This window comes from Streptomyces canus (assembly GCF_030816965.1).
GTDB classification, from domain to species: domain Bacteria; phylum Actinomycetota; class Actinomycetes; order Streptomycetales; family Streptomycetaceae; genus Streptomyces; species Streptomyces canus_E.
On sequence record NZ_JAUSYQ010000002.1, the window covers coordinates 631,487 to 655,465 of the forward strand.

Consider the following 23,979-nt stretch of genomic DNA (forward strand, 5'->3'; position numbering starts at 1 on the left):
TTTCCAGGGCCCCCGAGCTACTTGCGGGAAGCCAGTTCCCGTGCGTGAACGCTGCGCGCCACCTTCGGCCCGAGCCAGCGCTTGATCCTGCGCAGCGCCTCCAGCTGCCCGGCGGCCTTGTCGAGCCGGTAGTACAGCTGAGGAGGCACATAGGGCAGCAGTGGCGAGTGACGCTGACCGAGCAGGGCGAACATCTGCTCAGGGGGGAGTCCGATGTAGCGCGACAGGCTCTCGTACCACTGGGCGCTGTAACGGGCCGCGCTCTGGATGGAGAGCAGTTCCGACGTGCGCTGCCGCTCGTAGCGGACGAGGGCCTGCGGAAGCTCGGTGTGCCGGCGCAGGGCGTCGGCCAGGGCGATGGCGTCCTCCAGGGCCAGGGTGGTACCGGCTCCGACGGAGTAGTGGGTGGTGTGAGCGGCGTCACCGAGGAGGACGAGGTTGTCGCGGTGCCAGGTGCGGTTGGTGAGGGTGCGGAACCTGAGCCACTGGGCGCTGCCCGGGCCGGCGGACCGGCCGATCAGCGGGTGGCCGTCGAGGACCTCGGCGAACAGCTTCTCCAGCAGGGCGAGTCCGTCGGCCTCGTTCGCACTGCCGAGACCGAGGCCGGTCCAGGTCTCGGGCGCGCACTCGACGACGCAGGTGCTGCCTTCGGGGCTGAAGGGATAGCCGTAGCACCAGATCCAGCCGTGGTCGGTCTCCACGAAGGCGAAGGTGAAGGAGTCGAAGACCCTGCTGGTGCCGAGCCAGATGTAGCGGTTGCGGCCTTCCCTGGTCTCGGCGCCGAAGTGGCCCGCGTGTTCGGTGCGCAGGGCGCTGTGCACGCCGTCACCGGCCACGACGAGGTCGGCCTCGGGGAGGTTGCCGCCGGTGATCTCGTGCTCGAACTCCAGCCGCACCCCCAGCGACCGGGCCCGCTCGGCGAGGATCTCCAGCAGGCGGTGGCGGCCGATGCCGAAGCCCGGGTCGCTGCCGCGCCGGGTGACCAGGTCCCGTACCCGGGCCTCGCCCTCGTTCCAGGTGACCGAGGCCTCCTCGATCGCGCGGGACGACTCGGGGTCGTGGGCGTGGAGTTTGTCGAGCAGTCCGCGCCAGTAGGTGACGCCCCAGCCGTAGGTCGAGCCCTCCGGGTTGCGCTCGTGGACAGTGATGTCGTGGGACGGGTCCTGCCGCTTCAGCAGGATCGAGAGATACAGGCCGGCGGGCCCGCCGCCGACGCAGGCGACCTTCACACGCACCCCTAGTGATTACTCAAAGCGGTCGATTGGCGACGCAGAGTAGCAGTCCGGGAGGTGCGCGACCTCCGATTCGGATCACGTCACTTCCACACGCGAGGCGGGCCACTGATCCCGCCAGCGGGGCGGCCGATAGGCATGTGGAGTCCGTCGACTCAGGAGGTTCACCGCATGCCGGAACTCACCCGTCGTACCGCGCTCCCCGCGACGGCCGCCCTCGCCGCAGCGTCCGTCGCCACCCCGCGGGCGTGCGCCGATGAACACCACCACGGGGCGCCGGAGACCTTCGAAGAGGTCTACAAGGGCCGCCGGATACCGGGCCGGCCGGGAGGTCATGGCCTGCTGGACCACACCCGCCACTACACCTTCGACACCCTCGACAGCGAACAACGGTCTTCTCGTCCGGTTTGCCCCGCAGGTCGTGCGGTACCCGCGCCGTACACACCGAGAAGACGAAGGAGGGATTCACCCGTGTCGCAGGTCGAGGAATCCATCGAGGTCGGCGTGCCGGTGCACACCGCCTACAACCAGTGGACGCAGTTCGAGACCTTCCCCGAGTTCATGAGCGGGGTCGAGCGCATCGAACAGCGCACCGACACGCTCACGCACTGGGTGACCAACGTCAACGGGGTGCACAGGGAGTTCGACGCGGAGATCACCGAGCAGATCCCGGACGAGCGGGTCGCGTGGACCACGATCGCCGGCGAGGCCAAGCAGGCGGGTGCGGTGACCTTCCACCGCCTCGACGACGCCCACACCAAGGTGATGCTCCAGATGGACTTCCATCCCGACAGCATCACCGAGAAGGTCGGCGACAAGCTCGGATTCGTGAAGCGGCAGACCAAGGGTGACCTGGAGCGCTTCAAGACGTTCATCGAGGAGCGTGGTCAGGAGACCGGCGAGTGGCGCGGGGCGGTCATCTGACCGTCGCGCTCCGACCGGCCGCTAACCGGCCGCCTCCGTACGGCACTCCGGGTGCCCCCAGCCCTGGACGTTCTTCGTGATGGGCTCGCCCGCGGCATAGGAACGTCCGCACAGGCACCGGCCGGGGAACTTGGCCTTGATCGTACGAGAGGACGAACCGCCGCTCCGCTTGGGCGACTTGGCCCGGGCGGGGCGGTCGGCTTTCGGGGTGTCCGGCGACGGCGGCGGCTGCGGAGAGCCGAGTTCGCTGCTCGCCGGCTCCTGGACGATCGCCGCCTGGCTGGCCGCGCGGTCGGCGAAGTCGTTCAGCGGGTCGCCGTCGACCTGGTGGGCGGGGACGTAACGGAACTCGACCGAACGCCCGTCGAGCAGTTCGTCGATCCGGACCACCAGCTCCTGGTTGGCGACCGGCTTGCCCGCGGAGGTCTTCCAGCCGTTGCGCTTCCATCCGGGCAGCCAGGTGGTGACGGCCTTCATGGCGTACTGCGAGTCCATCCGGATCTCGAGCGGCACACCCGGGTCGGTCGCCGCCAACAGCCGCTCCAGCGCGGTGAGTTCAGCGACGTTGTTGGTGGCCTTGCCGAGCGGCCCGGCCTCCCAGCGGTCCGGCGTCTCCGACTCGTCGGCGATGACCCAGGCCCAGGCCGCAGGTCCCGGATTTCCCTTCGAAGCGCCGTCGCACGCGGCCACCAGTCGTTCACCCATGCGCTCGATCATGCCATGAGCGGGCGGACGCCCCTTCACTCCACCGTGACAACCGCGGCCACGACCCTGCGGACCTCCCCGGCCCCCGGTGTCGCCCCTTCCGTGTCGGCAAAGAGGAGATGCGCCGCCCCGATCAGCGCGGGGGCGAGCACGTCCACGTCGGCGCCGGCCGGGACGCGCCCCAGGCCGCGCTCCGCGGCGAGATAGCCGGCCACCATGGCCGTGGCCTCCCGCAGCACCGGCACTCCCCCACCCCTCATCTCGCGCAACCGGGCCCGCAGGGCGTCGCGCGCGATGACCAGGCCGACGATCCGCAGAGCGATCGTCCCGAAGAGGTCGGTCAGGGCCGCGGTGAGGTTGTCGACGACGTCACCGGTCCCCGCCGACTCGCGCAGGGCCCGGGAGCGGGCCTCGACACGCCCGATGCGGTCGAGGACCAGCTCGGCGAGAAACGCGTCGAAGTCCTCGAAGTGGCGGTGCAGAACCCCCTTGGCCACCCCCGCCTCGGTGGTGACCGCCCGGCTGGTCAGCGCGTTCGCCCCGTCCCGCAGCAGGATCCGCTCGGCGGCGTCGAACAACTGCTCCCGCACATCGCGGATGGCGATCCCTGTCGGCACGTCTCACCTCACTCTTTCTCGAACATCCTCCCTGATTCTTGTCGAGTGGGCATACGCCCACTTAGAGTGGGCGCATGCCCACCCCAGCCGAGGAACAGCAGCCGCACATCCAGCGCGACATCGCCGAGTCGTACGGCTCGGACGCCGAGCGCTATGACCGGACCCGTCCCCGTTATCCCGACGCCCTGGTGGAGCGGATCGTTGCCGGGAGTCCCGGCCGGCATGTCCTGGACGTGGGCACGGGCACCGGCATCGCCGGGCTGGCGTTCCGGGCGCACGGCTGCCGGGTGCTCGGGGTGGAACCCGACGCCCGGATGGCCGCGTTCGCGCGTCGCAAGGGGCTCGACGTCGAAGTCGCCAAGTTCGAGGCCTGGGACCCGGCGGGCCGCGACTTCGACGCGGTCGTGGCGGGGACCGTCTGGCACTGGGTCGACCCCGTAGCCGGTGCGGACCGGGCGGCCCGGGCGCTGCGGCCGGGCGGACGGCTGGCCCTCTTCTGGAACGCCTTCCAGCCCGCGAACGACGTGGCCGAGGCGTTCACGGAGGCGTACGCCCGGGCCGTGCCCGGCATGCCGATGGACTGGCGCCGGATGACCGGCCCGGACGCCTACGCGGGCGTCTGCGCCACCGCGGCCGCCGGGATCCGGAAGGCGGCCGCGTTCGGTGAGCCGGAGGAGTGGCGCTTCGAGTGGGACCGGGTCTACACCCGCGAGGAGTGGCTGGACCAGGTACCCACCTTCGGCGGCCACGGGCAGTTGCCCGCCGAGCAGCTCGACGCCCTGCTCAGCGGTCTCGGCGACGCCGTCGACGCGATGGGCGGGAGCTTCTCGATGCACTACACCGCCGTGGTGGTCACGGCGGTGCGCAGCGACTAGGGCACGTCGGAGATCTGGGGCATGTCGCCCTGGGTCGTCGTCACGTCGATCACCGAGAAGCTCGCGCCCTGCGGATCACTGAGGGCGGCGAACCGGCCGAACGGGGAGTCCATGGGCCCGAAGCGCAGGACGCCGCCGAGCTTGGTGGCGCGGGCGACGGCGTCGTCGCAGTTGTCGACGGTGAAGTAGACGTTGATGTACGCCGGTACCTCGGGCGGGAAGTCGTCCGTCATCTTCATGCGACCGAGGACGGTGTTGTCGCCGAGGTTGAACATACGGAAGTCGATGGCGTCGTCCTGCATCTGCCGGGCGCTGTAGCCGAAGACGGCGGGGAAGAACGCGTCGGACTTCTCGGGTTCGCGGGTGTAGACCTCGGCCCAGCAGAACGCCCCCGTCTGCTCGGGCGGCGCCTCGAAGCCCTCGTGGGTGCCTGCCTGCCACACGCCGAAGACGACGCCGCTCGGGTCGCGGGCCAGGCACATCGTGCCGAAGTCGCCGACCTGCATCGGTTCCATGAGCAGTTCGCCGCCGTTGTCACGGATCTTGCCCGCGGTGGCGGAGGCATCCCGCGACGCGAGGTACAGGCACCACTGCGAATGGCCCTCCTGACCGGGCATCGGCGGCACGACGGCGGCGACGGCCTTCCCGTCCGCGTAAGCCTGCGTGTAGTTGCCGAACTCCGACGCCGCCTCGCCGAAGGTCCAGCCGAGGACGTCGCCGTAGAAGCTCTTGGCCCCCTCGACGTCGCTGAACATCGCATCGGCCCAACAGGGGGTTCCCTCAGGTTGTACGGCCATGATCGCGGCCTTTCCCGAATCGGTGGTCGGTCCGACTCCACACGCTAGTCACGGGTGCGCCCGACCGCGCGTCGAACGGACGATTCCGCTTCAGACTGGACAGAAAGGACACTCTCCGAGGGCGGGAACTCCCATGACAATGCGGGCGTGGTCGGTGGCGGCTCCGGGACCGGTCGAGGACGGCGGTCTCCGGTTCGTCACGCAGCCGGTCCCGGAGCCGGGTGACGACGAACTTCTCGTGCACGTGCGCGCCTGCGGAGTGTGCCGCACCGATCTGCACGTCACCGAGGGGGAGCTGCCGGTGCACCGGCCGGGGGTGACCCCGGGGCACGAGGTGGTCGGCGTGGTGGCCGGGCTCGGAGCGGCGGTGCGCGGCGTCGACGTCGGTGAACGGGTGGGGGTGGCCTGGCTGCGGCGGACCGACGGCGCGTGCGCGTACTGCGTGCGCGGGTCCGAGAACCTGTGCCCGGCCTCCCGGTACACGGGCTGGGACGCCGACGGCGGCTACGCGGAGTACACGGTCGTACCGGCCGCTTTCGCCTACCGGCTGCCCGGCGGGCTCGACGACGTGTCGCTCGCTCCCCTGCTGTGCGCGGGGATCATCGGCCACCGGGCGCTGCGGCGGGCCTCGCTGCCGCCGGGCGGGCGCCTCGGACTCTACGGCTTCGGGGGCAGCGCCCATCTGTGCGCACAGGAGGCCCTGGCCGAGGGCGCCACCGTGCACGTCCTGACCCGTGGTGCGGCCGCACGGAAGCTGGCGCTGAAGCTGGGAGCCGCTTCGGCGCGGGACTCCTGGGAGATGCCTCCCGAGCCGCTGGACAGCGCGATCCTCTTCGCGCCGGTGGGTGACCTCGTCCCCCTGGCACTGCGGGCCCTTGACCGGGGCGGGGTGCTGGCGATCGCCGGGATCCACCTCAGCGACGTGCCTGCGCTGCACCACGAGAGCGAGTTGTTCTACGAGAAGGAGGTGCGCAGCGTCACCTCCAACACCCGTGAGGACGGCCGGGAGTTCCTGACCCTGGCCGCCCGGCACGGCGTGCACGCGACCACGCACACGTATCCGCTGTCGGAGGCCGACCGGGCGCTGCGGGACCTGAAGGCGGGGCACTTCGACGGGGCGGCCGTACTGGTGAACGACCTGTCCTGAGGAGCACGGGGGCACTCGTGATGCGCCGACTGCCACACGGTCGCCCGCAGGATGTCGGCGGGACCGGACGGCGACCGAACCGCGCCGCGTGTCTTCCCCCTCGGGCTCGGCTGTGCTTGCCTGGGGAACCGTTTTTCGGCGACCGGGGCGGGAGTCGCGCATGCGGACATCGTGGATCGTGGGGGTACTGACCGCAGTGCTGCTGCTCGGTGCCTGCAGCGACCCCTCGGACGGGCCGGAGACGGTGCCACCGACCCCGGACGTCTCCCGTGCGGCCACCACGCATCAGCGCGCCCAGTCCTCCCCGAGGCCCTCCGCGGCCGTCGTCGCCCCGCGTGTGCTGTATCTCGGCGACTCGCTCGCCATGGAGGCCCAGCAGGTCCTCGGGCAGGAGCTGCGCCGGGAGCTGCGGGCGACGTACACGAGCGCGCCGTACTCGGGGACCACGCCGTGCGACTACCTGGAGGGCACCGGGAAGAAGTCGCTGGTGCCCGACCGGGACAAGGCGGCCGCGCTGGTCCGCGCGCTGCACCCGGACTTCGTGGTGCTGCAGTTCTGGGGCAACGCGTGGGGCTACACGTGGTGCATGGACGGGATCAGCCATGCCGCCTCGCCGCAGAAGTACTTCGGCAGGTACCGGGCCGACCTTCGCCGGCTGACCGACCAGATCGCGGCGGCGGGCGGTGAGCGGCGGCCGCGGATCGTGTGGGTGGCACAGGGCCCGGACCCGATCACCCCCGACCGGGTCCGGCGCGTGAACGAGCTGTACGAGGAGCGGGCGGCCGCCTCCGGGGACGTCGTCGCCGACGCGGGCGCGACGGTGGCACCCACCGGGTCCCGGTACAGCTGGGTGCAGTACCTGCCGTGCACCTCCTACGAGCACGAGCATCCCGACTACTGCACCCAGCCGGACCGCGACCGCACCGCCCTGCACCTCGACAAGGACTATCTGCACTTCTGTCTGGCGCCCACGACGTCCACGCCCAGGCCCTGCCCGGCCCGCTCCCCCGGCATCCTGCGGATCGCCCGGGAGATCACGCGGGTGATCGGTTCGCCCTGAGGACGGTCCGAGAGCGTTCGAGGAACGCTCACTCGCCCGCGTAGGCCTTGTCCAGAGCGGCGATGTCGAACTTGCTCATGGCCATGAACGCCTTCATCACACGGGCCGATTTCGCCGGGTCCGGGTCGGTGACCATGGCCTGCAGCCGGTCCGGTACCACCTGCCAGGACAGGCCGTACCTGTCCTTCAGCCAGCCGCAGGGGCCGGGCTCGCCACCGCCCTCGGTGAGTTTGGTCCAGTAGTAGTCGATCTCCTCCTGGTTCTCGCAGAAGATCATGAAGGAGACCGCCTCGGTGAACTTGAACTCGGGGCCGCCGTTCAGCGCGAGGAACCGGTGGCCGTTGGCCGTGAACTCGACGGTCAGCACGCTGCCGGCGGGCTGGGGCGCGCCCTCCGGATAGCGGGCGATCTCGCCGATGCTGGAGTTCTTGAAGACGGAGACGTAGTAGTGGGCGGCCTCCTCCGCCTGGCCGTCGAACCAGAGACACGTGGTGAAACCGTCGGTGGTCATGCGTACCTCCTGCGCAGTGGGAACGTCCGTCATCTGTGTCGACCGATCCTCGCCGCGGAACTCATCGGTCGGACGGTCGGTTAATCCAGGTGGCCGATACACCGGTGCGAGCTAGCCTCCGGGCATGACGTCTGCGCCCACAGAGCACACGGACCTCGTCCGGGCCTTCCGCCTCGACATTCCGCAGAGTGACCTCGACGACCTCCACGACCGGCTCGACCGCACCCGCTGGCCCGACGACCTCTCGGCCACCGGCTGGGCGTACGGGGTGCCGGCCGGCTATCTGCGCGAGCTCGCGCACCACTGGCGGCACTCCTACGACTGGCGCGCGGCCGAGGCACGGCTGAACGAGTGGCCGCAGTTCACGACCGTCATCGACGGGACGACCGTGCACTTCGCCCACATCCGCTCCCCCGAGCCGGACGCCACCGCATTGGTCATCACGCACGGCTGGCCGGGCTCGATCGTCGAATTCCTGGACGTGGTGGGCCCGTTGACCGATCCGGCGGCCCACGGCGGCGACCCGGCCGACGCCTTCCATGTCGTCGTACCGAGCATTCCGGGTTTCGGGCTGTCCGGGCCGCCCGCCGACACGGGCTGGGAGGCGGGCCGGATCGCCGACGCGTGGGCCGAGCTGATGACACGGCTCGGCTATGAGCGGTTCGGCGCGCAGGGCGGCGACTGGGGCTCGGCGATCTCCCGGGAGCTGGGCCGCGCCCACCCGGAGCGGGTCATCGGCGTTCACCTCAATCTGCTGCCGGGCGCGCAAGCGACGCACGAACCGACCGAGGAGGAACTCGCCCCCCTGGCACCGGAGCAGCGGGAGCGCGCGCTGGAGTCCTGGCGCCGGTGGAGCGCCTGGTCGGCGGAGGGCACCGGGTACGCGGTCCTGCACTCCACCCGGCCGCAGACCCTCGCCTACGCCCTCACCGACTCGCCGGTCGGCCAACTCGCCTGGATCGTCGAGAAGTTCCAGGAGTGGACCGACTCCGCGGAGCTGCCCGAGGAGGCCGTGGACCGGGACCGGCTGCTGACCAACGTGATGCTGTACTGGCTGACGGGGACCGCCGGTTCGGCCGCCCGGATCTACTACGAGCGGGCGCACGCCACCGGCGAGAGGGCCGCCCGGCCCACCGAACCGTCGACCGCCCCGACCGCCGTCGCCGTCTTTCCGGCGGAGATCCAGATCCCGCTGCGGCACAAGGCGGAACGCACCGAGAACCTCGTGCGCTGGACCGAGTTCGACCGCGGCGGCCACTTCGCGGCGATGGAGGAGCCGGACCTGCTGGTCGACGACGTGCGGGCGTTCTTCCGGCAGCTGCGCGAGAAGGACTGAGCGCCCGCCGGCCCCGAGCTCTGCCGGTGGCGAATCTGCCACCGGCAGAGAAACCGCTTCAGGGCATCGGCCGAGGTCGACAGTGGAGCCGACGGCATCCCTACGACCACGAGGACAGCCCATGACTTCCCTCAGGGCCGAGGAGGGCGACACCCCTCCCACCCGCTTCGACGACCAACTGGCCGCCCAACTCCTCGCCCAGCGCATCGTGCTGCTGGGCACCCAGGTCGACGAGGTCTCCGCCAACCGAGTCTGCTCCCAGCTGCTGGTCCTGTCCGCGGAGGACCCGCGCACCGACATCAGCCTGTACATCAACAGCCCCGGCGGCTCGGTGCACGCGGGCCTCGCGATCTACGACACGATGCGGCTCATCCCGAACGACGTGTCGACGCTCGCCATGGGCTTCGCGGCCAGCATGGGCCAGTTCCTGCTCTGCGGCGGCACCCCCGGCAAGCGCTACGCCCTGCCGAACGCGCGGATCATGATGCACCAGGGGTCGGCGGGCATCGGCGGCACCACCGCCGACATCGAGATCCAGGCGGAGAACCTGGAGCACACCAAGCGGACCATGGAGCGGCTCATCGCCGAGAACACGGGCCAGACCTCGGAGACGATCGCCCGGGACGGCGACCGCGACCGCTGGTTCACGGCCGAGCAGGCCAGGGAGTACGGCATGGTGGACCGGGTCCTGGAGTCGCTCGCCGACGTCCGCCCGGCCGCCTCGAAGCGACGGATGGGGCTGTGACATGGCGAACTACACGATTCCTTACGTCGTCGAGCGCACCGCGCACGGCGAGCGGTCCTCCGACGTGTTCAGCCGGCTGCTGTCCGAGCGGATCATCTTCCTCGGCACCGAGATCGACGACGGGGTGGCCAACGTCGTGATCGCGCAGCTGCTGCATCTGGAGTCGGCGGCACCGGACAACGAGATCTCGATCTACATCAACTCCCCGGGCGGATCGTTCACTTCGCTGATGGCGATCTACGACACGATGACCTACGTGCAGGCGCCGATCTCGACGCTCTGCGTGGGGCAGGCGGCCTCCACCGCGGCCGTCCTGCTGGCCGGAGGGGATCCCGGGCGACGGCTCGTGCTGGAGCACGCACGCGTGCTGCTCGGCCAGCCCGCCTCCGGCGGCAGCCGCGGCATGATCTCCGATCTCACGCTCCAGGCCAAGGAGATGGTCCGGATCCGCTCCCAGGTCGAGGAGGTGCTGGCCCGCCACACCCGCCACGACATCGCGACGCTGCGCGCGGACATGGACCGCGACAAGGTGTTCACCGCGGAGGAGGCCGTGGAGTACGGGCTGGCCGACGAGGTGGTGAGCCGGCGCCTCGTGACGGTCTGAGACACCGGCCCCGCCGCCTCAGGCCGCCAGGCACATCCCGTTGTACGGCGATCCCGGCACCGCACGGCGGCTTCGGGCCGAGTGCCGGGTGAGCTCCCCCTGGGCCAGGGAGAGCAGATCGCCGAGGCCGAGGCCCAGGGCGTGGGCGGCGGCCGCGAGGACCTCCGAGGAGGCCTCCTTGCGACCGCGCTCCACCTCGGAGAGGTAGGGCATCGAGATCCGGGCCGCGTCGGCCACGTCCTTGAGCGTGCGTTCCTGGGCGAGACGCTCGCGGCGCAGGACGTCTCCGACGAGGTCACGCCACAGGGGTTCTCTGGCCTGCCTGTCGGCGGGCTCCCCCGGGGGGGTCGTGGCGGGGCGTTCGGACACTGGGCGGGCGGTCCCCCGGCGCACGGACTGCGGGCGCAGGGGGATGACGCGGGCTTGGTTCGGCGCTTCGTTGCTCACCGGATCAGCCTAAATTCCGTGGCAGCCATGGGAAGGGTCCGGCATTCTGCCCTGGGTGGAATCGTCCGACGGGAAAGTGCGGGAACCGGTGCTGCGCGACACGTTCAACGAGGCGGCGGAGCTGTACGACAGGGCGCGGCCGGGCTATCCGCCGGCTCTGGTCTCGGAGTTGGCCCGGGTGGCGGGCCTCGGCCCTGGGAGCCGTGTCCTGGAGGTGGGTGCCGGTACCGGCCAACTCACCCGCGCCCTGGCCGAGTCGGGCTGTCACATCACCGCCGTGGAACTGGGCGACGCGATGGCGGCGGTGGCCCGGCGGCGTCTGGCCGGATTCCCCCGTGTCGCGGTGCGCCACGCGGACTTCGAGGGCTGGACCCTGCCGGACGAGCCCTTCGACCTGGTCGCCTGTGCCACCGCCTGGCACTGGCTCGACCCTGCCGTCCGCGTGGAGAAGTCTGCGGATGCGCTGCGCCCGGGAGGGCAGCTCGCCGTGGTCGTCACCGAGCATGTGGCGGGCGGCACCGTCGACTTCTTCGCCCGGGCCCAGGACTGCTACGAACGCTGGGATCCGGCCACACCGCCCGGGCTGCGGCTCCAGCCGTCGTCGGAGATCCCCTCGGACACGGAGGAGTTCGAGAGCTGTCCGCGCTTCGGTGACGTCACGGCGACCCGTTTCGAACAGGACATCACCTACACCACCGACCAGTACATCGACGTGCTCCTGACCTACTCGGGCCACCGGGCCCTCGACAGCACCCGCCGCGAGGGCCTCCTGGCCTGTATCCGGGATCTGATCGAGACGCGCCACGGCGGCCGTGTCACCAAGCGGTACCTCCACGAACTGATCGTCACGACCCGGGTCGCTCTCTGAGCAGCGTCGATTTCGCGCCACCGGGCCACGTAGGGGGCATGTGTCATCACTCCTCGGGTACGCGCAAGGTGAGGGAGCTGCGGGCAATTGGTCGGCCGGTGGCCGGGGACGCATATGTCGTCGCGTTCCGGGTACCCGACAGGCCGCGCACCATCGCAGGACCCGAGACAACCGAGGCCGAAGAGGCAGACGTCGAGCCGTGACTTTCGTGGGAGAGGTAATGCATACCGTCGTCACCGCCGTGAACCGTTCGGAGGCACAGGTCACCGAGCACGCCAGCGGGACCAGGACGGGTGAGACACCGCTGCCGGGAGTCGAGGAACCGCGGGCCGTCGCACCGCGGGACGCGCGGGAGCTGTCCCGTCAGTTCTTCCACCGTCTGACCGAGCTCGAGGAGGGGACGCACGAGTACCAGTACGCGCGCAACACCCTCATTGAGATGAACATGTCGCTCGTACGCTTCGCTGCCGGAAGGTTCCGGGGCCGCGGGGACGACATGGAGGACATCGTCCAGACCGGCATGATCGGCCTGATCAAGGCGATCGACCGGTTCGAGGTGTCCCGCGAGGTCGAGTTCACGTCGTTCGCGCTGCCCTACATCGTCGGCGAGATCAAGCGCTTCTTCCGTGACACCACCTGGGCGGTGCACGTCCCCCGGCGCCTGCAGGAGCTGCGCGTCGAGCTGGCCAAGGCGCGCGAGGAGCTCGCCAGCCGTCTGGACCGGGACCCGTCGGTGGCCGAACTCGCCACCCTGATGAACATCTCCGAGAACGAGGTGATCGAGGCGCAGATCGCCTCGAACGGCTACAACTCCTCGTCCCTGGACGCGGCCCTGACCGGCGACGGCCCCGAGGGCGGCGAAGCGGTGCTCGCCGACTTCATCGGCGTGGAGGAGGACGGGCTGCGGCTCGTCGAGGACTTCCAGTCACTCGCCCCGCTGATGGCCGAGCTCAGCGACCGCGACCGGCAGATCATCCACATGCGGTTCGTGGAGGAGGCCACCCAGTCGGAGATCGGTGAGCGGCTCGGCTGCTCGCAGATGCATGTGTCCCGGCTGATCAAGCGGATCATCACACGGCTGCGCGAGGGCATGCTGGGCGAGCTGGGCTGCGCCTGACGCACGCGGACAGCGAAAGAAGCGGGTGCCGTCCGTGGACGGCACCCGCCGTACGACCGGGCGTGCTCATTCCTTGCCGCCGAAGCCCAGTACGGCCCTCACCCGCTTGCCTACCGGTACGCGTTCGGCCGCGACCTCGCGCGCCAGGACGTGCACGATCTCCAGGCCGTGCCGGCCCACGCGCTCAGGATCCCGCGGGAACCTGCGGGGCAGGGTGGCGCTGCTGTCGTAGACCGTGACGGCGACCGTGGCGTCGGTGCCCTCCAGCTCGAGGATGTACGGCCCGTTGCTGTGCCGGTCGGCGTTGGTGACGAGTTCGCTCACCACGAGGAGGACCTCCTCCTGCGTGCGGTCTCCGATGGCGGCACACCACTCGGTTCTGAGCCTGCCGAGGAAGTCCGCGGCGAACGACCGCGCCTCGGCGATACTTCCCGGCTCCCCGGTGTAGTGCGCCGTCTGCCTCAGGGGTTCCACGGGCACGTCGAAACCAGTCGGTATCACTGCCCCGTCCAGGTGCTCGATCATGCGTTTCTCTCTCGGAAGCCGGACTGGCCGGACGCTGCTGCACCAGTGCTCGTACCCCGAGCCGCGCGCCGCAGTCCAGGTGACGCGTCACATCTCCCAGGAGACCGGACCGCTGGACAGGGACGCCGACTGTGTGGTGCCGGGCGTGGTGTCGGAGGCGAGGGGCGGCTGCGGTGCCGAGGAGTCGGGTGTGACGGACTCATCACCCGAGGATTCGCTGGTGGACGGCCGCGACGAGGGCGTCTTCGGGGCCGGCGAGGACGGGGCGGTCGAGGTCGGCGGGCAGGGCGTCGCCGATCCGGAGGGGGTTCCGGTGGCTCCCTTGGAGGTGGAGACGCAGGGCGACGGAGAGGTCGGGGTCGTCGGCGGGGACAGCGTGGATGCGCTGACCGACGGGGAGGGCCTGGTCGGCGGGTGGGTCTTGTGGTCCTTGCCCCCGGTGTCGCCGCGATGCCGGGCGATCCAGTCGTGATGGTCGGGGTCGTAGATCACGAAGATGTTGATGACCGTCGTGGAGGGCGCGACCACGACCACGTTCGAGGGGCGGTACGACGGCCAGGTGTCGCCGGTGCGCTTCGGCGTGGTCTGCTGGGCGACCGGCGGTGTCAGCGGGTTGCCGCAGGCGCAGCGTGTGCGGGGCACGCCGTGGGAGTCGACGAGGACGGCGGTGCCGGCCTGGAGGACGGCCTGGTAGCTGGTGGGGGCGCCGTCGCGGTAGCCGTGGTTGGTGACGCGGGTGTCCATGCGCAGCTGGAGGGGTGTGAGCGAGCGCAGGTACGCCGGGACCTCGGTGGGCTGGACGCCGACGACCGTGGCGAATGCCCTGTTCTTCGAAGGATCCGCATGGAGGGCCTTGACCTGCTTCTCGACGTCGCAGCTGGAGACGTTGCGGGTGCCGCCGTAGAGACCGGGGGCGCCGCCGTCGACTCCGCGTACGGCGTTCGCGGCCTCGGAGGTGTCCGTCGGGGACGCGGAGACGGGCGGGGCGGAGCTGTCCTTCGCGGTGGACTCGGTGAAGGGGTCGGGGCCCGTCTTGGCGGCGGCCTGGAGGAAGACCTCGCCGCCGCCGGCCGAGGGGGAGCCGCCGCCGGAGCGGGTGAAGACGACCGCGAGGACCACGGCGGCGACCACCGCGGTGGCGATCAGTGCGACCCGGGGCGCCAACCTCCACCAGGGGCGGCGGGGTTCGGGCGCGGATGCCCCGCCGCTGCTGCCCGGAGGCTGCGAGGGCGGACCCGAAGGCGGCTGCGAGGGGCCCGAGAGCGGGCCGGAGGGCGGCCCCGTGGGGCGGCCTGGCAACGGAGGTTCGACGCTCACGAGCTCTTCTTCTTCCCGACTCGGGATTCCTGCGGCGCGCGATGCGCTTGACCCGTTTCAGCCGCATTTTCATGTTACGTACCTATTCTCTGCTCCCGCCCTGTGCCGCTCGCAAGCGGACGCGGACGGGCCTCCCGGCGGGCGCCCCGTGCCGGGGCTGCTTAGCGTGGCAGGGTGAGCCCGCCACCCCCCTTTCACCAGGCAGTCGTCGCTCGCCACGGCTGGGCGCAGGCCGTGGCCACGGTACTGGTCGCGCTGGGCGCCATGGGGGTGGTGGCCGCGCTGGGGCTGTGGGCGGCGGGTGCGGCCGACCTTCCGGACCACGCGTTCTTCCGGGTCGTCGCGGCGACCGTCGTCACCGCCGTCGGCGGCACGATCACGTTGTCGGGAAGCGCGGGAGGGCTCGCCGACACCCGGGCCGGGCTCACCGTGATCCCCCTCTCCGTCACTCTGACCGGTGCGCTGGTGCTCGGTACGGGTTTTCTGCGTCCGCTGCGGCACCGGGCGGTCGCGGGCGGCCGGGAGCTCGCCGGATGGGCCGCCCGGATCGCCGTCCTGTGGCTGCCTGCGCTCCTCGCCCCGGCCTACGCGGCCCGCCAGACGTTCAAGCTCTCCCTCGGCGACGACACGCTGAGCGACCTGGGGGATCTCTTCGGTGTCTCCCCCGAGGTCGGTTTCACCACGGACGTGCCGCAGACCCTTCTGTTCGGCCTGCTGTGGATGGCCGGCGTACTGGTGCTGGCCCTGCTGGTGTCGGCCCGGGCTCCGCTGCCCGGTCGGCTGCTGCCGTTCCAGGAGTCGGTACGGCCGGCCGCACACGCCATGGTCGTCCTGCTGCTCGCCCACGTCGTCCTCGGCACCCTCATCGCCCTGGTCGTCGCCGTGACGCGCGGCCATGCGCCCGAGACGCTCGCGGTGATCCTGCTGGGCATGCCGAACCTGGTCTGGCTCACCCTGACCATCGGGCTCGGCGCCACCTGGAACGGCCGGGTGGAAGGGCCCTTCGGACTGCCCATGCCGCACGTCCTGGACGAGGTGCTGCGCTCCAAGGACACCACCACGCTCGATCTGCGGACACTCGCCGGGCACGACGGCCGGGTCTGGTGGCTGGTGGTCGTCGACGCGGTCCTGCTGCTGGCCGTGGCGTTCCTGATGGCGGCCCGCTCACCCGCCCGGGTCCACGCCTGGCGGCACGCCGTGCACGGGGCGGTCGCCCTCGCCCTGACGGTTCTCATGATCTGCCTCGTGGGCCGGATCTCCGCCCACTACGGACTGTCGGTGCTCGGCATCGGCGACCTCGGAGGCGGCCTGGGGGGAAAGCTGTTCCTCGAGCCGGAGCTCTGGACGGCGGTCGGCCTCGGCGCCCTGTGGGGTCTGGTCACTGGTTTCCTCGGCGCGCTGCTGGCGCGGCCGGTGCGGCGCAAAGGAGCGATCAAACCGGCCGACACGGCCCCGGAGTCCTAGCTCAGACACCAGCCGCAAAGTAGGTCTCGGGTAGCCGGACGAGCCCCGTTTCCCCGTCCTGGGCGTCGTCGTCCCGCCGGCCGCGGCGGGTCCAGCGATACACGTTTCGTGGAGCGCAGATCAGCACGCCTTACAACATCGACGAGGTCGATCCCGACGGAGCACGCTTCCGCCGGACGAACCACGACGATGTGGCCTTCGTCGGCCAGGTCAGCGCATACCTCGCCTGATCCAACGGATCACGTGGAGAGCCGGATGCTCGGCCAACGGGCACGTCCGGTTCGGCGGGCGTCCCCGACCCAACACATGGAACTCGACCGCCGCGGCGCCGAACTCCTCTTCCAGGTCCTGACCGAACGCGAGGAGAAAAACAGCGTCGCCATCGCCTCCAACGAGTCCTTCAGCGGCTGGACCAAGACCTTCACCGACCCCCGACTCTGCGCGGCCATCGTCGACCGCCTCACCTTCGGCGGCAACATCATCGAAACCGGCACCGGCTCCTACCGCCTCGCCACCACCCGAGCCCGAGCCGAACAGCAAGCAGTCGTCTGACTACCTCCTTTCGAAAAGAGCAGGTCGTGAGGTGGCCCAGATAGGTCACACGGTGAGCTCGCCGCCGACGAAGGTGCGTTCTGGCGGTGACGCCACAAGTTCGACCATGGTGCCGGTGCGGAGGTCATCGCCGACGACGCGCGTGATCGCGTCGGTGAGCGCGGTGCCGAGGCGCGCGGTGATCTGGGCGGCATCGGGACGGTCGAAGACGCCGGCGCGGACACCCAAGATCACCGAGACGTTTGTGTCCACGGCCTTGCCACCCTGCGCGAAACGGCCTGCGGGGACTCCGGCCAGGCGGATGCTTACGAGATCACGGGCCCATTCCCCATAGACGTCGACGATGGCGTCGGTCAGTGCGGCGACGAGCATGGGTTCGTTGCCGGTCAGCCTGTTCTCTGGAAGGTGGACGGTCAGATGCGGCATAGTGGGCCTCGTTCCCTTTGAATCCAAAGCCTTTGTTCTTAAAGGTATCTGGAAGAGGTCGCTGATGTCCACGGAATCGGACGGTCCAGCCGTCCATGAGGCCGTCCGCACCCTGCTGTTGCTCATGCCACGGCTCGTCGGCCGGGCCAAGCGCCTGCCCATACCTCCTGCACTCCAAGGCCTGGACCTGGCACCGCGACATCTCGCGCTGCTGGCGCACCTGGAGTACGACGGTCCCACCAGCATCAACGAGCTGGCCGCCCGGCTGGAGGTGGCCCCGACGACCGTCAGCCTCATGGTCAGCGAGCTGTCACGGCCGGGCGTCCTGCAGCGCACTGCCGATCCCGCCGACCGCCGCCGCCGCATCATCGCCATCGCCCCCGCCTACGCCGCACCAATCAGCGAATGGCTTGCCGGCAGCGCCTCTGCCTGGGAATGCGTCATGCACGGTCTCGACCCCGCGGAACGCGCCACAGTCATCACCGCCCTGCACGCCTACGAAACCGCCTTGGAGCAGGCGGGTGACCAGCATCGGAACGCGCAGCCGCGTTAGCGGGCTTGGCGAAGTCGGCATAGCGCGGCCTGCAGCCACAGCCGCTCTCGCTTCTCACCAAGATTTTCCCGCCTCGAGATCGCTGACCGTTGCCCGAACCACCTGACAAACGCTGCTGCTTCTCGCCAACGAAGCCAGCTGGGAACTGATCGAGCAGCAGTACGACCAGATGGTCAAGTACCACCGCGCTCCGCCTCGGCACGGCCGAGGCGGAGCAAGTGCTGCGGTGCTTCACCCGCGGCGGCCCCGAACACCCCACCTACCAGGCCCTCGAAGAACTCGGACGGGCCGTGCGCACGGTCTTCGCCTGCGACTACCTCGCCAGCCCCGGTCTGCGCCGGGAGATCCACGGCGGGCTCCAGGTCGTCGAGAACTGGAACAGCGCGAACACCGTGCTCCACTACGGCAAGGACGGCGCCCTGACCGGCCCGACAAGGAGCACGCCGAGAGCAGCATGCTCGCCCTGCACCTGCTCCGGTCCGCGCTCATACACGTCAACACCCTGCTGGCGCAGCAGTTCTGGCCGCACCGGCCTGGGCCAAGAAGCTGACCGACGAGGACCGGCGCGGCCTGACCGCGCTGTTCCGGTCCAACGTCAACCCGTACGGCACCTTCCGCCTGGACATGGACAAGCGCCTCGACCTGGGGCCGGCCGTCGCCGTGCCCGGCCCTCGTGCTGCGGCGGACTCTGTCGGCATCAAGGTCCTTCAACCAACAGAATCGAGGCCAGGTTGTCGACCAGGACGGGCGGAGCACCGCCACTGCGGTACCAGGGCGCGTATCGAGTCGTGATCAACTACCTGCTGCGTGGGCGGTGGCGGCCGCCTGCGGTGACTCGCGTGAGATCATCCGTCCATGAGCAGCGACCTGGAAGTAAGCGCTCTGGCGATCAATGTCGTGATACCGCAGGCGCTCCGCTGGACGGACACCCGACGCGGTGAAGCGTTCACGCTGACCACACTCAACGTCCGGCTTCTCCCGGACGGTCACCTAGCCGTGAAGGCCTATGGCAGACCAGTCGGTGGTGGTCGGGGCGCATACGTCTCGTTCTCCGTCCCCGACAAACCCGAGCTGGCGGCCCTGGTCTCCGAGGCTGCCAGCCGTGCCGGGGCGTTGTGGGCCGCCCATCGTGGTCTCGGCTGAGCCCGGTTCGACTCGACAGCGGACGGTGGCAATCCCAGATTTCGCCCTCACGGCGAGTCTGGGCCGGTAGGCCTTCTTGCGTGACGCGAGTGCAACTGAAGGATGCAGAGTGGGAGTTCATCGGGCCGTCCTGCCGATCGGCGAGTACGGCCCGTATCCCGAGCGGCTGCGGCAGCACCCCGCCGTCGCGACGGCCACCAGCGGAGTCGCTCCCCACGACGCCGGTATCGCCTCCGCGACCGTCAACACCGCCCAGCAAACGGGCTCCTCCATCGGCACCGCACTGCTCAACACCATCGCAGCCAGCGCCACCGGCACCTACCTGGCCGACCACCACGGCGCAGACGTCCTCCGGGACGCCACGGTGCACGGCTACGCCACCGCCGCGACCTGGGCACTGGGCACTGGGCACTGGGCACTGGGCATCATGCTCGGCACCGCGGTCCTGGCCGCCCTGTCCATCACCGCAGACCCGCGCAACACCACGCCCTGACCCGCAGCAAAACCGCCCCGAGCAGCCGCGCCCCACCGGACACAGCAACCGCGCCGCTGACGCACAGCCTGATCACCCCCTCCCCTCACCTGCCACCGTCATGCGGATGCTGCGCGAGCACGACGAGAGGGCCGCCACGCCGGCGAGCGCGTGACACCCGCTACTTTGCGGCTGGTGCCTGGGCTAGGACTCCGAGGTCGACACGTGACGCGGGGCGTGGCAGGGTGCGCTCAGCCGAGGAAGGGGCACCGCATGACGTTGGCTCTCGAAGACCGCCTTGCGGTAACCGAGTTGATCGCGTTGCACGGACATCTGGTGGACGCCGGGGCGCTGGACCGGATGCACGAGGTCTTCACCGCGGATGTCGTCTACGACCTGTCCGACTTCGGCCAGGGTGAACTCACCGGGCTCGTCGCGGTCAAGGAGGCGGCCCTGGCTCTGGGTGCCGGAAATCCCGTGGCGCACCACATCACCAACGTGTGCGTCGAGGAGATCACCGGCGACCGGGTCCACGCACGTTCCAAGGGCCTCGGCGTCATGGCGGACGGCTCGTGCGGTTCGGTCACGTACGAGGACACTGTGATCCGCGTCGGTGCGCAGTGGCGGATCAGCCACCGCAGGGTGCTGGCGCGGAAGCTGCCGTTGAACGGGCTGGGCCAGGGCTGACTACCGCCCCCGGACCACCGGCTCCGCCCAGCGCGGCGGGGGCTTCGGTCGGGTTTCCTGCGGTTCTGCGGTCGGCAGGGCGACCTCCGTCGGCGAGTGAGCGCCCGTCGCCGCCGAGCGGAGGGCCGCGACGAAGGCCAGGCAGGAGTCGTGGCGGTCGTCGGGCGCCTTGGCGAGAGCCTTGGCGAACACGGCGTCGAGTGGTGCGGGGAGGCCGGGGCGGGACTCGGAGAGGGCGGGCGGGGCGTCGTACTGGTGGGCCCACAGCAGGGCCATGTCGTCGTCGCGGCGGAAGGGCGGGTGGCCCGTGAGGGACTCGTAGACCACGCAGGCGAAGCTGTAGACGTCGCAGCGGCCGTCGACCGGGCGGCCAGAGATCTGCTCGGGCGCCACGTAGTCGAGGGTGCCGACGAACTGGCCGACCGTCGTGAACCCGGTCAGCGACAGGGACTTCTTCGTGAGGCCGAAGTCGGTGAGGTAGGTGTGCTCGGGGTGGTCGCTGTCGGTGCCGCGGGCGACCAGGATGTTGCCGGGTTTCACGTCCCGGTGGACAAGCCCGTGCTCGTGGGCCGCGTCGAGCGCGGAGGCGATCTGGGCGGCGATCCGCAAGGCGGTCGGCAGGGGCAACGGGCCCTGGCCGTCCAGGAGATGACGCAGGTCGCTGCCGGCGACGTACCGCATGGCGATGTACAGGACGCCGTCCGTCTCGCCCGCCTCGAAGACGGGGACGATGTGCGGGTGGTCGATCGCGGCGGCCACCCGGGACTCATGGCTGAAACGGTTGCGGAAGGTGTCGTTGCGGGCCAGTTCCGGGGCCAGCAGCTTCAGCGCCACCGTGCGGTCCAGGCGCAGGTCCCTGGCCCGGAAGACGACGGCCATGCCACCGCGGCCGATCTCCCGCTCGATGCGGTAGCTCGCGACCTGTCTGCCGACCAGTTCGGAGGGGCTGCCGGAGAAGAGGCTGGTCTCATGTGCCATCGCGCGTCACGACCTGGGTCGGGGCGTGTCCGCCCGCTTGTGGCCCGTCATCGGTGGCGTAGGTGTTCAGCCGGGTCCCGTCCGCGTACACCCAGCGTCCGTGCTGGGCGTCGTACAGCCACATGTGCTCGCCGTCGACGACCACCCCGATCCGCAGTCCCCGTGTGCGGCCACGGAACGCCTCCCCGTCGAGGCCGCCGCCCGCCAGCTCCTCGACAGCGGCCCGGTAGCGGGCGAGGGTCTCGTCGGCGCGAGCGAGCAGGGGGCGTGGGTCGGCGGCGCGGGTGAGCGGGCTGTCGGGGGCGGGGGGATCCTGGGGTACGGCGACCAGGTGGCGGCCGTCGACCCAGGCCGACCAGCCGTTGGCGCACAGGACGTGGGCCCAGTCGCCGCGTCGCTCCACGAGCTGGACGGGCAGGAGCGGGTCGAGGGGGACGGTGGGGCGGGCCGGGTCGGGGGCGTCCCAGGCGGGCATGCCCTGGCCGGGAACGACGTGAGTGGGCCGGAAGCCGGGGGTCGTCATCGGCGGCCTACTTCCGCATGACCGCGGGTTCGTGGCGGCGCAGCAGCCGGGAGACGACGTAGCCGAAGAGCACGGAGAGGACGACGAGCATGCCGATGTTCAGCAGCCACACGCCCGCCGAGTGCTTGAACAACGGATCGCCGGTGAGGTCGCCCGGCACGAGCCGGGCGAGGCCGATCGTGCCGGCCATCGCTCCGAGCGCCCAGCGTGAGGGCACCAGCCAGGACAGCTGTTCCAGGCCGGGCACACCGTCGAGCTTCAGCAGGGCCCCGCAGAAGACGACCTGGACGATGGCGAGCAGCACGAGCAGCGGCATCGTCACCTCCTCCTTGCGCACCAGCGCGGACACGAGCAGACCGAGCATCATCGCCGTGAACGCCAGAAGGGCGACAGCGATCGTGATCTCGGCAAGGGGCGGCATCAACACGCCTTCGCCACCGGGCGCGTTGAGGTCGACCCCGAGGAGGGCGACCAGGGTCAGGAGCACCGCCTGCACGACGGTGATCGTGCCCAGCACGACGACCTTGGACATCAGGTACGCCGATCTGGACAGGCCGACGGCTCGTTCGCGCTGGTAGATGACCCGCTCCTTGACCAGCTCGCGCACGGCGTTCGCAGCGCCGGTGAGGACGCCTCCGACGCACAGGATGAGCAGGGCGTTCATCGCGGTGTCGCGGGTGAGTTGACTGCCCGCGAGGGCCCGGGCCATGGCACCCATGACGAACGGCAGGGCGATCATGATCGCGAGGAAGGTGCGGTCGGCGCCGAGAGCGGCGCTGTAGCGGCGGATCAGGGTGCCGAGCTGAGCGCCGCGGCTGCGGGGTCTCGGCGGGGGCGCGATGATGACCGGCTCGGAGCGGGGCATCCGGGGCTGTGCGGTGGCCTCGGTGACGTACTGGTGCTGGAAGGACGAGAGGCGGAAGTCACCCGCCCAGTCGCGGTCCTGGTCCCTCTCGAAGGCCTCGAACGCCTCGGGCCACTGCGCGAAGCCGAAGTAGGCGAGGGCGTCCTCGGGCGGGCCGTAGTAGGCGATCTTCCCTCCGGGAGCCAGGACGAGGAGGCGGTCGCAGACATCGAGGCTCAGGACGCTGTGGGTGACGACGATGACCGTGCGGCCGTCGTCGGCGAGGCCGCGCAGCATGTGCATCACCGAGCGGTCCATGCCGGGGTCGAGGCCGGAGGTCGGTTCGTCGAGGAAGAGCAGGGAGGGCTTGGTCAGCAGCTCCAGGGCCACGCTGACCCGCTTGCGCTGGCCGCCGGACAGGCTGTGCACGGGTTGGGCGGCTCGCTGCTCCAGGCCGAGCTCCCGGATGACCTCGTCGACCCGGGCCCGGCGCTCGGCCTTGGCGGTGTCCTGCGGGAAGCGCAGTTCGGCGGCGTAGGACAGGGCGCTGCGGACGGTGAGCTGGGCGTGCAGGATGTCGTCCTGCGGGACCAGGCCGATGCGCTGGCGCAGCTCGGCGTAGTCGCGGTAGAGGTCGCGGCCGTCGTAGAGGACGGTGCCGTGGTCGGCGGGGCGCTGTCCGGTGAGGGCGTTCAGGAGGGTGGACTTCCCGGCGCCGCTCGGGCCGACGACCGCGAGCAGGCACTTCTCCCCCACCGGGAAGGACACGTGGTCGAGCAGGGTCTTGCGGCCGCGGTCGACGGCGACCGTGAGCTCCTGGACCTCGAGGGAGACGTCGCCGGTGTCGACGTACTCCTGGAGCGTGTCGCCCACCAGGCAGAACGCCGAGTGGCCGATGCCTACGATGTCACCGGGGCCGATGGCGGCGCCCGTGACGGGCCGGCCGTTGAGATAGGTGCCGTTGTGGCTGCCGAGGTCGGCGATCTCGTAGCTGTCGTCGGGCAGGGCGCGCAGCTCGGCGTGGTGGCGGGAGACGACCAGGTCGTCGATGACGAGGTCGTTGTCGTCGGCGCGGCCGATACGGACCGTGCGGGTGGGCAGCGGGCGTACGGCGGTGGGCCGCCGGAAGGTGCCGGTCAGACCCGGCATCGACACGGCGGAAGGGCGCTCGGGGGCGAGGCGGCCCAGCAGGACCGCGCAGGGGCCGTCGGCGGGGCTGCCGAAGTGGATCACGCTGCCGGGGCCGACGTTCCACTCGCGGACGCGCCGGCCGTCGGCGTAGGTGCCGTTGGTGCTGTTCTCGTCCTCGAGGGTCCAGTGGTCGGCCTCGGGTCGCAGCACCGCGTGGTGCCACGAGACCCGGGCATCGTCGATGACGATGTCGCTCAACGGGTCCCGCCCCACGTGGTAGTCGTGGCCCGGGCTCATCACCGTGGAGCCGGTGTCGGTCTCCAGGACGAGCTCGGGCGCCGTCGGTGCGACCGGCCGCTCCGCCATACAAGAATTCTAC

27 protein-coding genes and 2 pseudogenes are annotated in these 23,979 nt (G+C 70.6%); 17 read left to right on the forward strand and 12 right to left on the reverse strand.

Going from position 1 to position 23,979, the window contains the following annotated elements:
• Positions 1-17: 17 nt before the first annotated feature.
• Positions 18-1,229 (reverse strand): FAD-dependent monooxygenase, encoded by a 1,212-nt coding sequence (locus tag QF027_RS03820; protein WP_307082266.1) that lies wholly within the window; start codon positions 1,227-1,229, stop codon positions 18-20.
• Between the two features lie 174 nt (positions 1,230-1,403).
• Between QF027_RS03820 and QF027_RS03825 the strand changes: the two are divergent.
• Both QF027_RS03825 and QF027_RS03830 read left to right on the forward strand, forming a co-directional pair.
• Positions 1,404-1,577, forward strand: a pseudogene (locus QF027_RS03825) (tyrosinase family oxidase copper chaperone); the annotation flags it as partial.
• 126 nt (positions 1,578-1,703) lie between these two features.
• Positions 1,704-2,156 carry an SRPBCC family protein gene (locus QF027_RS03830; RefSeq protein WP_057611422.1) on the forward strand — a complete coding sequence of 151 codons (453 nt, stop codon included), beginning with the start codon at positions 1,704-1,706 and terminating at the stop codon, positions 2,154-2,156.
• A gap of 21 nt (positions 2,157-2,177) precedes the next feature.
• On the opposite strand, the gene QF027_RS03835 is transcribed toward QF027_RS03830, so the two are convergent.
• Entirely contained in the window at positions 2,178-2,873 is a 696-nt protein-coding gene (locus QF027_RS03835; RefSeq protein ID WP_307072612.1) for a ribonuclease H family protein, read from the reverse strand.
• 23 nt (positions 2,874-2,896) lie between these two features.
• The gene (locus tag QF027_RS03840) at positions 2,897-3,478 is read right to left on the reverse strand and encodes a TetR/AcrR family transcriptional regulator (protein WP_306986061.1); all 582 of its coding nucleotides are present in this window, start codon (positions 3,476-3,478) and stop codon (positions 2,897-2,899) included.
• Positions 3,479-3,552: 74 nt separating this feature from the next.
• Here QF027_RS03840 and QF027_RS03845 point away from each other — a divergent pair, with 74 nt between their 5' ends.
• Positions 3,553-4,353 carry a class I SAM-dependent methyltransferase gene (locus QF027_RS03845; protein WP_307072613.1) on the forward strand — a complete coding sequence of 267 codons (801 nt, stop codon included), beginning with the start codon at positions 3,553-3,555 and terminating at the stop codon, positions 4,351-4,353.
• Here QF027_RS03845 and QF027_RS03850 read toward each other — a convergent pair.
• Positions 4,350-5,150: a VOC family protein gene (locus tag QF027_RS03850; protein WP_307072615.1), complete on the reverse strand. Its 801-nt coding sequence runs from the start codon at positions 5,148-5,150 to the stop codon at positions 4,350-4,352. The genes QF027_RS03845 and QF027_RS03850 overlap by 4 nt on opposite strands.
• A gap of 139 nt (positions 5,151-5,289) precedes the next feature.
• On the opposite strand from QF027_RS03850, the gene QF027_RS03855 reads away from it, so the two are divergent.
• Both QF027_RS03855 and QF027_RS03860 read left to right on the forward strand, forming a co-directional pair.
• The gene (locus tag QF027_RS03855) at positions 5,290-6,297 is read left to right on the forward strand and encodes a zinc-binding alcohol dehydrogenase family protein (protein WP_307082268.1); all 1,008 of its coding nucleotides are present in this window, start codon (positions 5,290-5,292) and stop codon (positions 6,295-6,297) included.
• A 160-nt stretch (positions 6,298-6,457) separates the two neighbouring features.
• Positions 6,458-7,357, forward strand: coding sequence for an SGNH/GDSL hydrolase family protein (locus tag QF027_RS03860; protein ID WP_307072616.1), 900 nt, complete (start codon positions 6,458-6,460; stop codon positions 7,355-7,357).
• Between the two features lie 28 nt (positions 7,358-7,385).
• On the opposite strand, the gene QF027_RS03865 is transcribed toward QF027_RS03860, so the two are convergent.
• Positions 7,386-7,868, reverse strand: a complete 483-nt coding sequence (locus tag QF027_RS03865; RefSeq protein ID WP_306986054.1) for a VOC family protein — start codon at positions 7,866-7,868, stop codon at positions 7,386-7,388.
• 124 nt (positions 7,869-7,992) lie between these two features.
• Here QF027_RS03865 and QF027_RS03870 point away from each other — a divergent pair, with 124 nt between their 5' ends.
• From QF027_RS03870 to QF027_RS03880, 3 genes are all read left to right on the forward strand, one after another.
• The gene (locus tag QF027_RS03870) at positions 7,993-9,204 is read left to right on the forward strand and encodes an epoxide hydrolase family protein (RefSeq protein WP_306986051.1); all 1,212 of its coding nucleotides are present in this window, start codon (positions 7,993-7,995) and stop codon (positions 9,202-9,204) included.
• Between the two features lie 121 nt (positions 9,205-9,325).
• Positions 9,326-9,949, forward strand: coding sequence for a ClpP family protease (locus QF027_RS03875; protein WP_307072618.1), 624 nt, complete (start codon positions 9,326-9,328; stop codon positions 9,947-9,949).
• A gap of 1 nt (position 9,950) precedes the next feature.
• Positions 9,951-10,553, forward strand: coding sequence for a ClpP family protease (locus QF027_RS03880; RefSeq protein WP_306986045.1), 603 nt, complete (start codon positions 9,951-9,953; stop codon positions 10,551-10,553).
• Between the two features lie 18 nt (positions 10,554-10,571).
• On the opposite strand, the gene QF027_RS03885 is transcribed toward QF027_RS03880, so the two are convergent.
• Positions 10,572-11,000 (reverse strand): helix-turn-helix domain-containing protein, encoded by a 429-nt coding sequence (locus QF027_RS03885; protein WP_307072620.1) that lies wholly within the window; start codon positions 10,998-11,000, stop codon positions 10,572-10,574.
• A gap of 88 nt (positions 11,001-11,088) precedes the next feature.
• Between QF027_RS03885 and QF027_RS03890 the strand changes: the two genes are divergently transcribed.
• Both QF027_RS03890 and QF027_RS03895 read left to right on the forward strand, forming a co-directional pair.
• Positions 11,089-11,868 (forward strand): class I SAM-dependent methyltransferase, encoded by a 780-nt coding sequence (locus QF027_RS03890; protein ID WP_307082270.1) that lies wholly within the window; start codon positions 11,089-11,091, stop codon positions 11,866-11,868.
• 220 nt (positions 11,869-12,088) lie between these two features.
• Positions 12,089-12,985 (forward strand): RNA polymerase sigma factor SigF, encoded by an 897-nt coding sequence (locus QF027_RS03895; RefSeq protein ID WP_057611434.1) that lies wholly within the window; start codon positions 12,089-12,091, stop codon positions 12,983-12,985.
• A gap of 66 nt (positions 12,986-13,051) precedes the next feature.
• Here the strand turns inward: QF027_RS03895 and QF027_RS03900 are convergent, their stop codons facing one another.
• Positions 13,052-13,510: an ATP-binding protein gene (locus QF027_RS03900; RefSeq protein WP_307072622.1), complete on the reverse strand. Its 459-nt coding sequence runs from the start codon at positions 13,508-13,510 to the stop codon at positions 13,052-13,054.
• 87 nt (positions 13,511-13,597) lie between these two features.
• A complete protein-coding gene (locus QF027_RS03905; RefSeq protein WP_307072624.1) occupies positions 13,598-14,827 on the reverse strand; it encodes a DUF6777 domain-containing protein in 1,230 nt (409 codons plus the stop codon).
• Between the two features lie 174 nt (positions 14,828-15,001).
• Here QF027_RS03905 and QF027_RS03910 point away from each other — a divergent pair, with 174 nt between their 5' ends.
• Positions 15,002-16,291, forward strand: a complete 1,290-nt coding sequence (locus tag QF027_RS03910; RefSeq protein ID WP_307072627.1) for a streptophobe family protein — start codon at positions 15,002-15,004, stop codon at positions 16,289-16,291.
• A gap of 303 nt (positions 16,292-16,594) precedes the next feature.
• A pseudogene (locus tag QF027_RS03915) lies at positions 16,595-16,843 on the forward strand (ATP-binding protein); the annotation flags it as partial.
• 45 nt (positions 16,844-16,888) lie between these two features.
• Here QF027_RS03915 and QF027_RS03920 read toward each other — a convergent pair.
• Positions 16,889-17,269 carry a tautomerase family protein gene (locus tag QF027_RS03920; RefSeq protein WP_307072629.1) on the reverse strand — a complete coding sequence of 127 codons (381 nt, stop codon included), beginning with the start codon at positions 17,267-17,269 and terminating at the stop codon, positions 16,889-16,891.
• A gap of 64 nt (positions 17,270-17,333) precedes the next feature.
• Here QF027_RS03920 and QF027_RS03925 point away from each other — a divergent pair, with 64 nt between their 5' ends.
• The 5 genes from QF027_RS03925 (at position 17,334) to QF027_RS03945 (ending at position 20,124) form a co-directional block, all read left to right on the forward strand.
• Positions 17,334-17,822, forward strand: a complete 489-nt coding sequence (locus tag QF027_RS03925; protein WP_307072631.1) for a MarR family winged helix-turn-helix transcriptional regulator — start codon at positions 17,334-17,336, stop codon at positions 17,820-17,822.
• A gap of 218 nt (positions 17,823-18,040) precedes the next feature.
• The gene (locus tag QF027_RS03930; RefSeq protein WP_307072634.1) at positions 18,041-18,763 is read left to right on the forward strand and encodes a Tn3 family transposase; all 723 of its coding nucleotides are present in this window, start codon (positions 18,041-18,043) and stop codon (positions 18,761-18,763) included.
• Entirely contained in the window at positions 18,678-18,965 is a 288-nt protein-coding gene (locus QF027_RS03935; RefSeq protein WP_307072636.1) for a hypothetical protein, read from the forward strand. The genes QF027_RS03930 and QF027_RS03935 overlap by 86 nt, the downstream gene beginning before the upstream one ends.
• 109 nt (positions 18,966-19,074) lie before the next feature.
• Positions 19,075-19,458 (forward strand): hypothetical protein, encoded by a 384-nt coding sequence (locus tag QF027_RS03940; protein WP_307072638.1) that lies wholly within the window; start codon positions 19,075-19,077, stop codon positions 19,456-19,458.
• 252 nt (positions 19,459-19,710) lie between these two features.
• The gene (locus QF027_RS03945; protein WP_307072640.1) at positions 19,711-20,124 is read left to right on the forward strand and encodes a nuclear transport factor 2 family protein; all 414 of its coding nucleotides are present in this window, start codon (positions 19,711-19,713) and stop codon (positions 20,122-20,124) included.
• On the opposite strand, the gene QF027_RS03950 is transcribed toward QF027_RS03945, so the two are convergent.
• The 3 genes from QF027_RS03950 to QF027_RS03960 are packed head-to-tail and all read right to left on the reverse strand — an operon-like array spanning position 20,125 to position 23,966.
• Positions 20,125-21,102, reverse strand: coding sequence for a serine/threonine-protein kinase (locus QF027_RS03950; RefSeq protein WP_307072641.1), 978 nt, complete (start codon positions 21,100-21,102; stop codon positions 20,125-20,127).
• Entirely contained in the window at positions 21,092-21,625 is a 534-nt protein-coding gene (locus tag QF027_RS03955; RefSeq protein WP_306986022.1) for a hypothetical protein, read from the reverse strand. The genes QF027_RS03950 and QF027_RS03955 overlap by 11 nt, the downstream gene beginning before the upstream one ends.
• A 7-nt stretch (positions 21,626-21,632) precedes the next feature.
• The gene (locus tag QF027_RS03960) at positions 21,633-23,966 is read right to left on the reverse strand and encodes an FHA domain-containing protein (RefSeq protein WP_307072643.1); all 2,334 of its coding nucleotides are present in this window, start codon (positions 23,964-23,966) and stop codon (positions 21,633-21,635) included.
• Between the last annotated feature and the right edge of the window lie 13 nt (positions 23,967-23,979).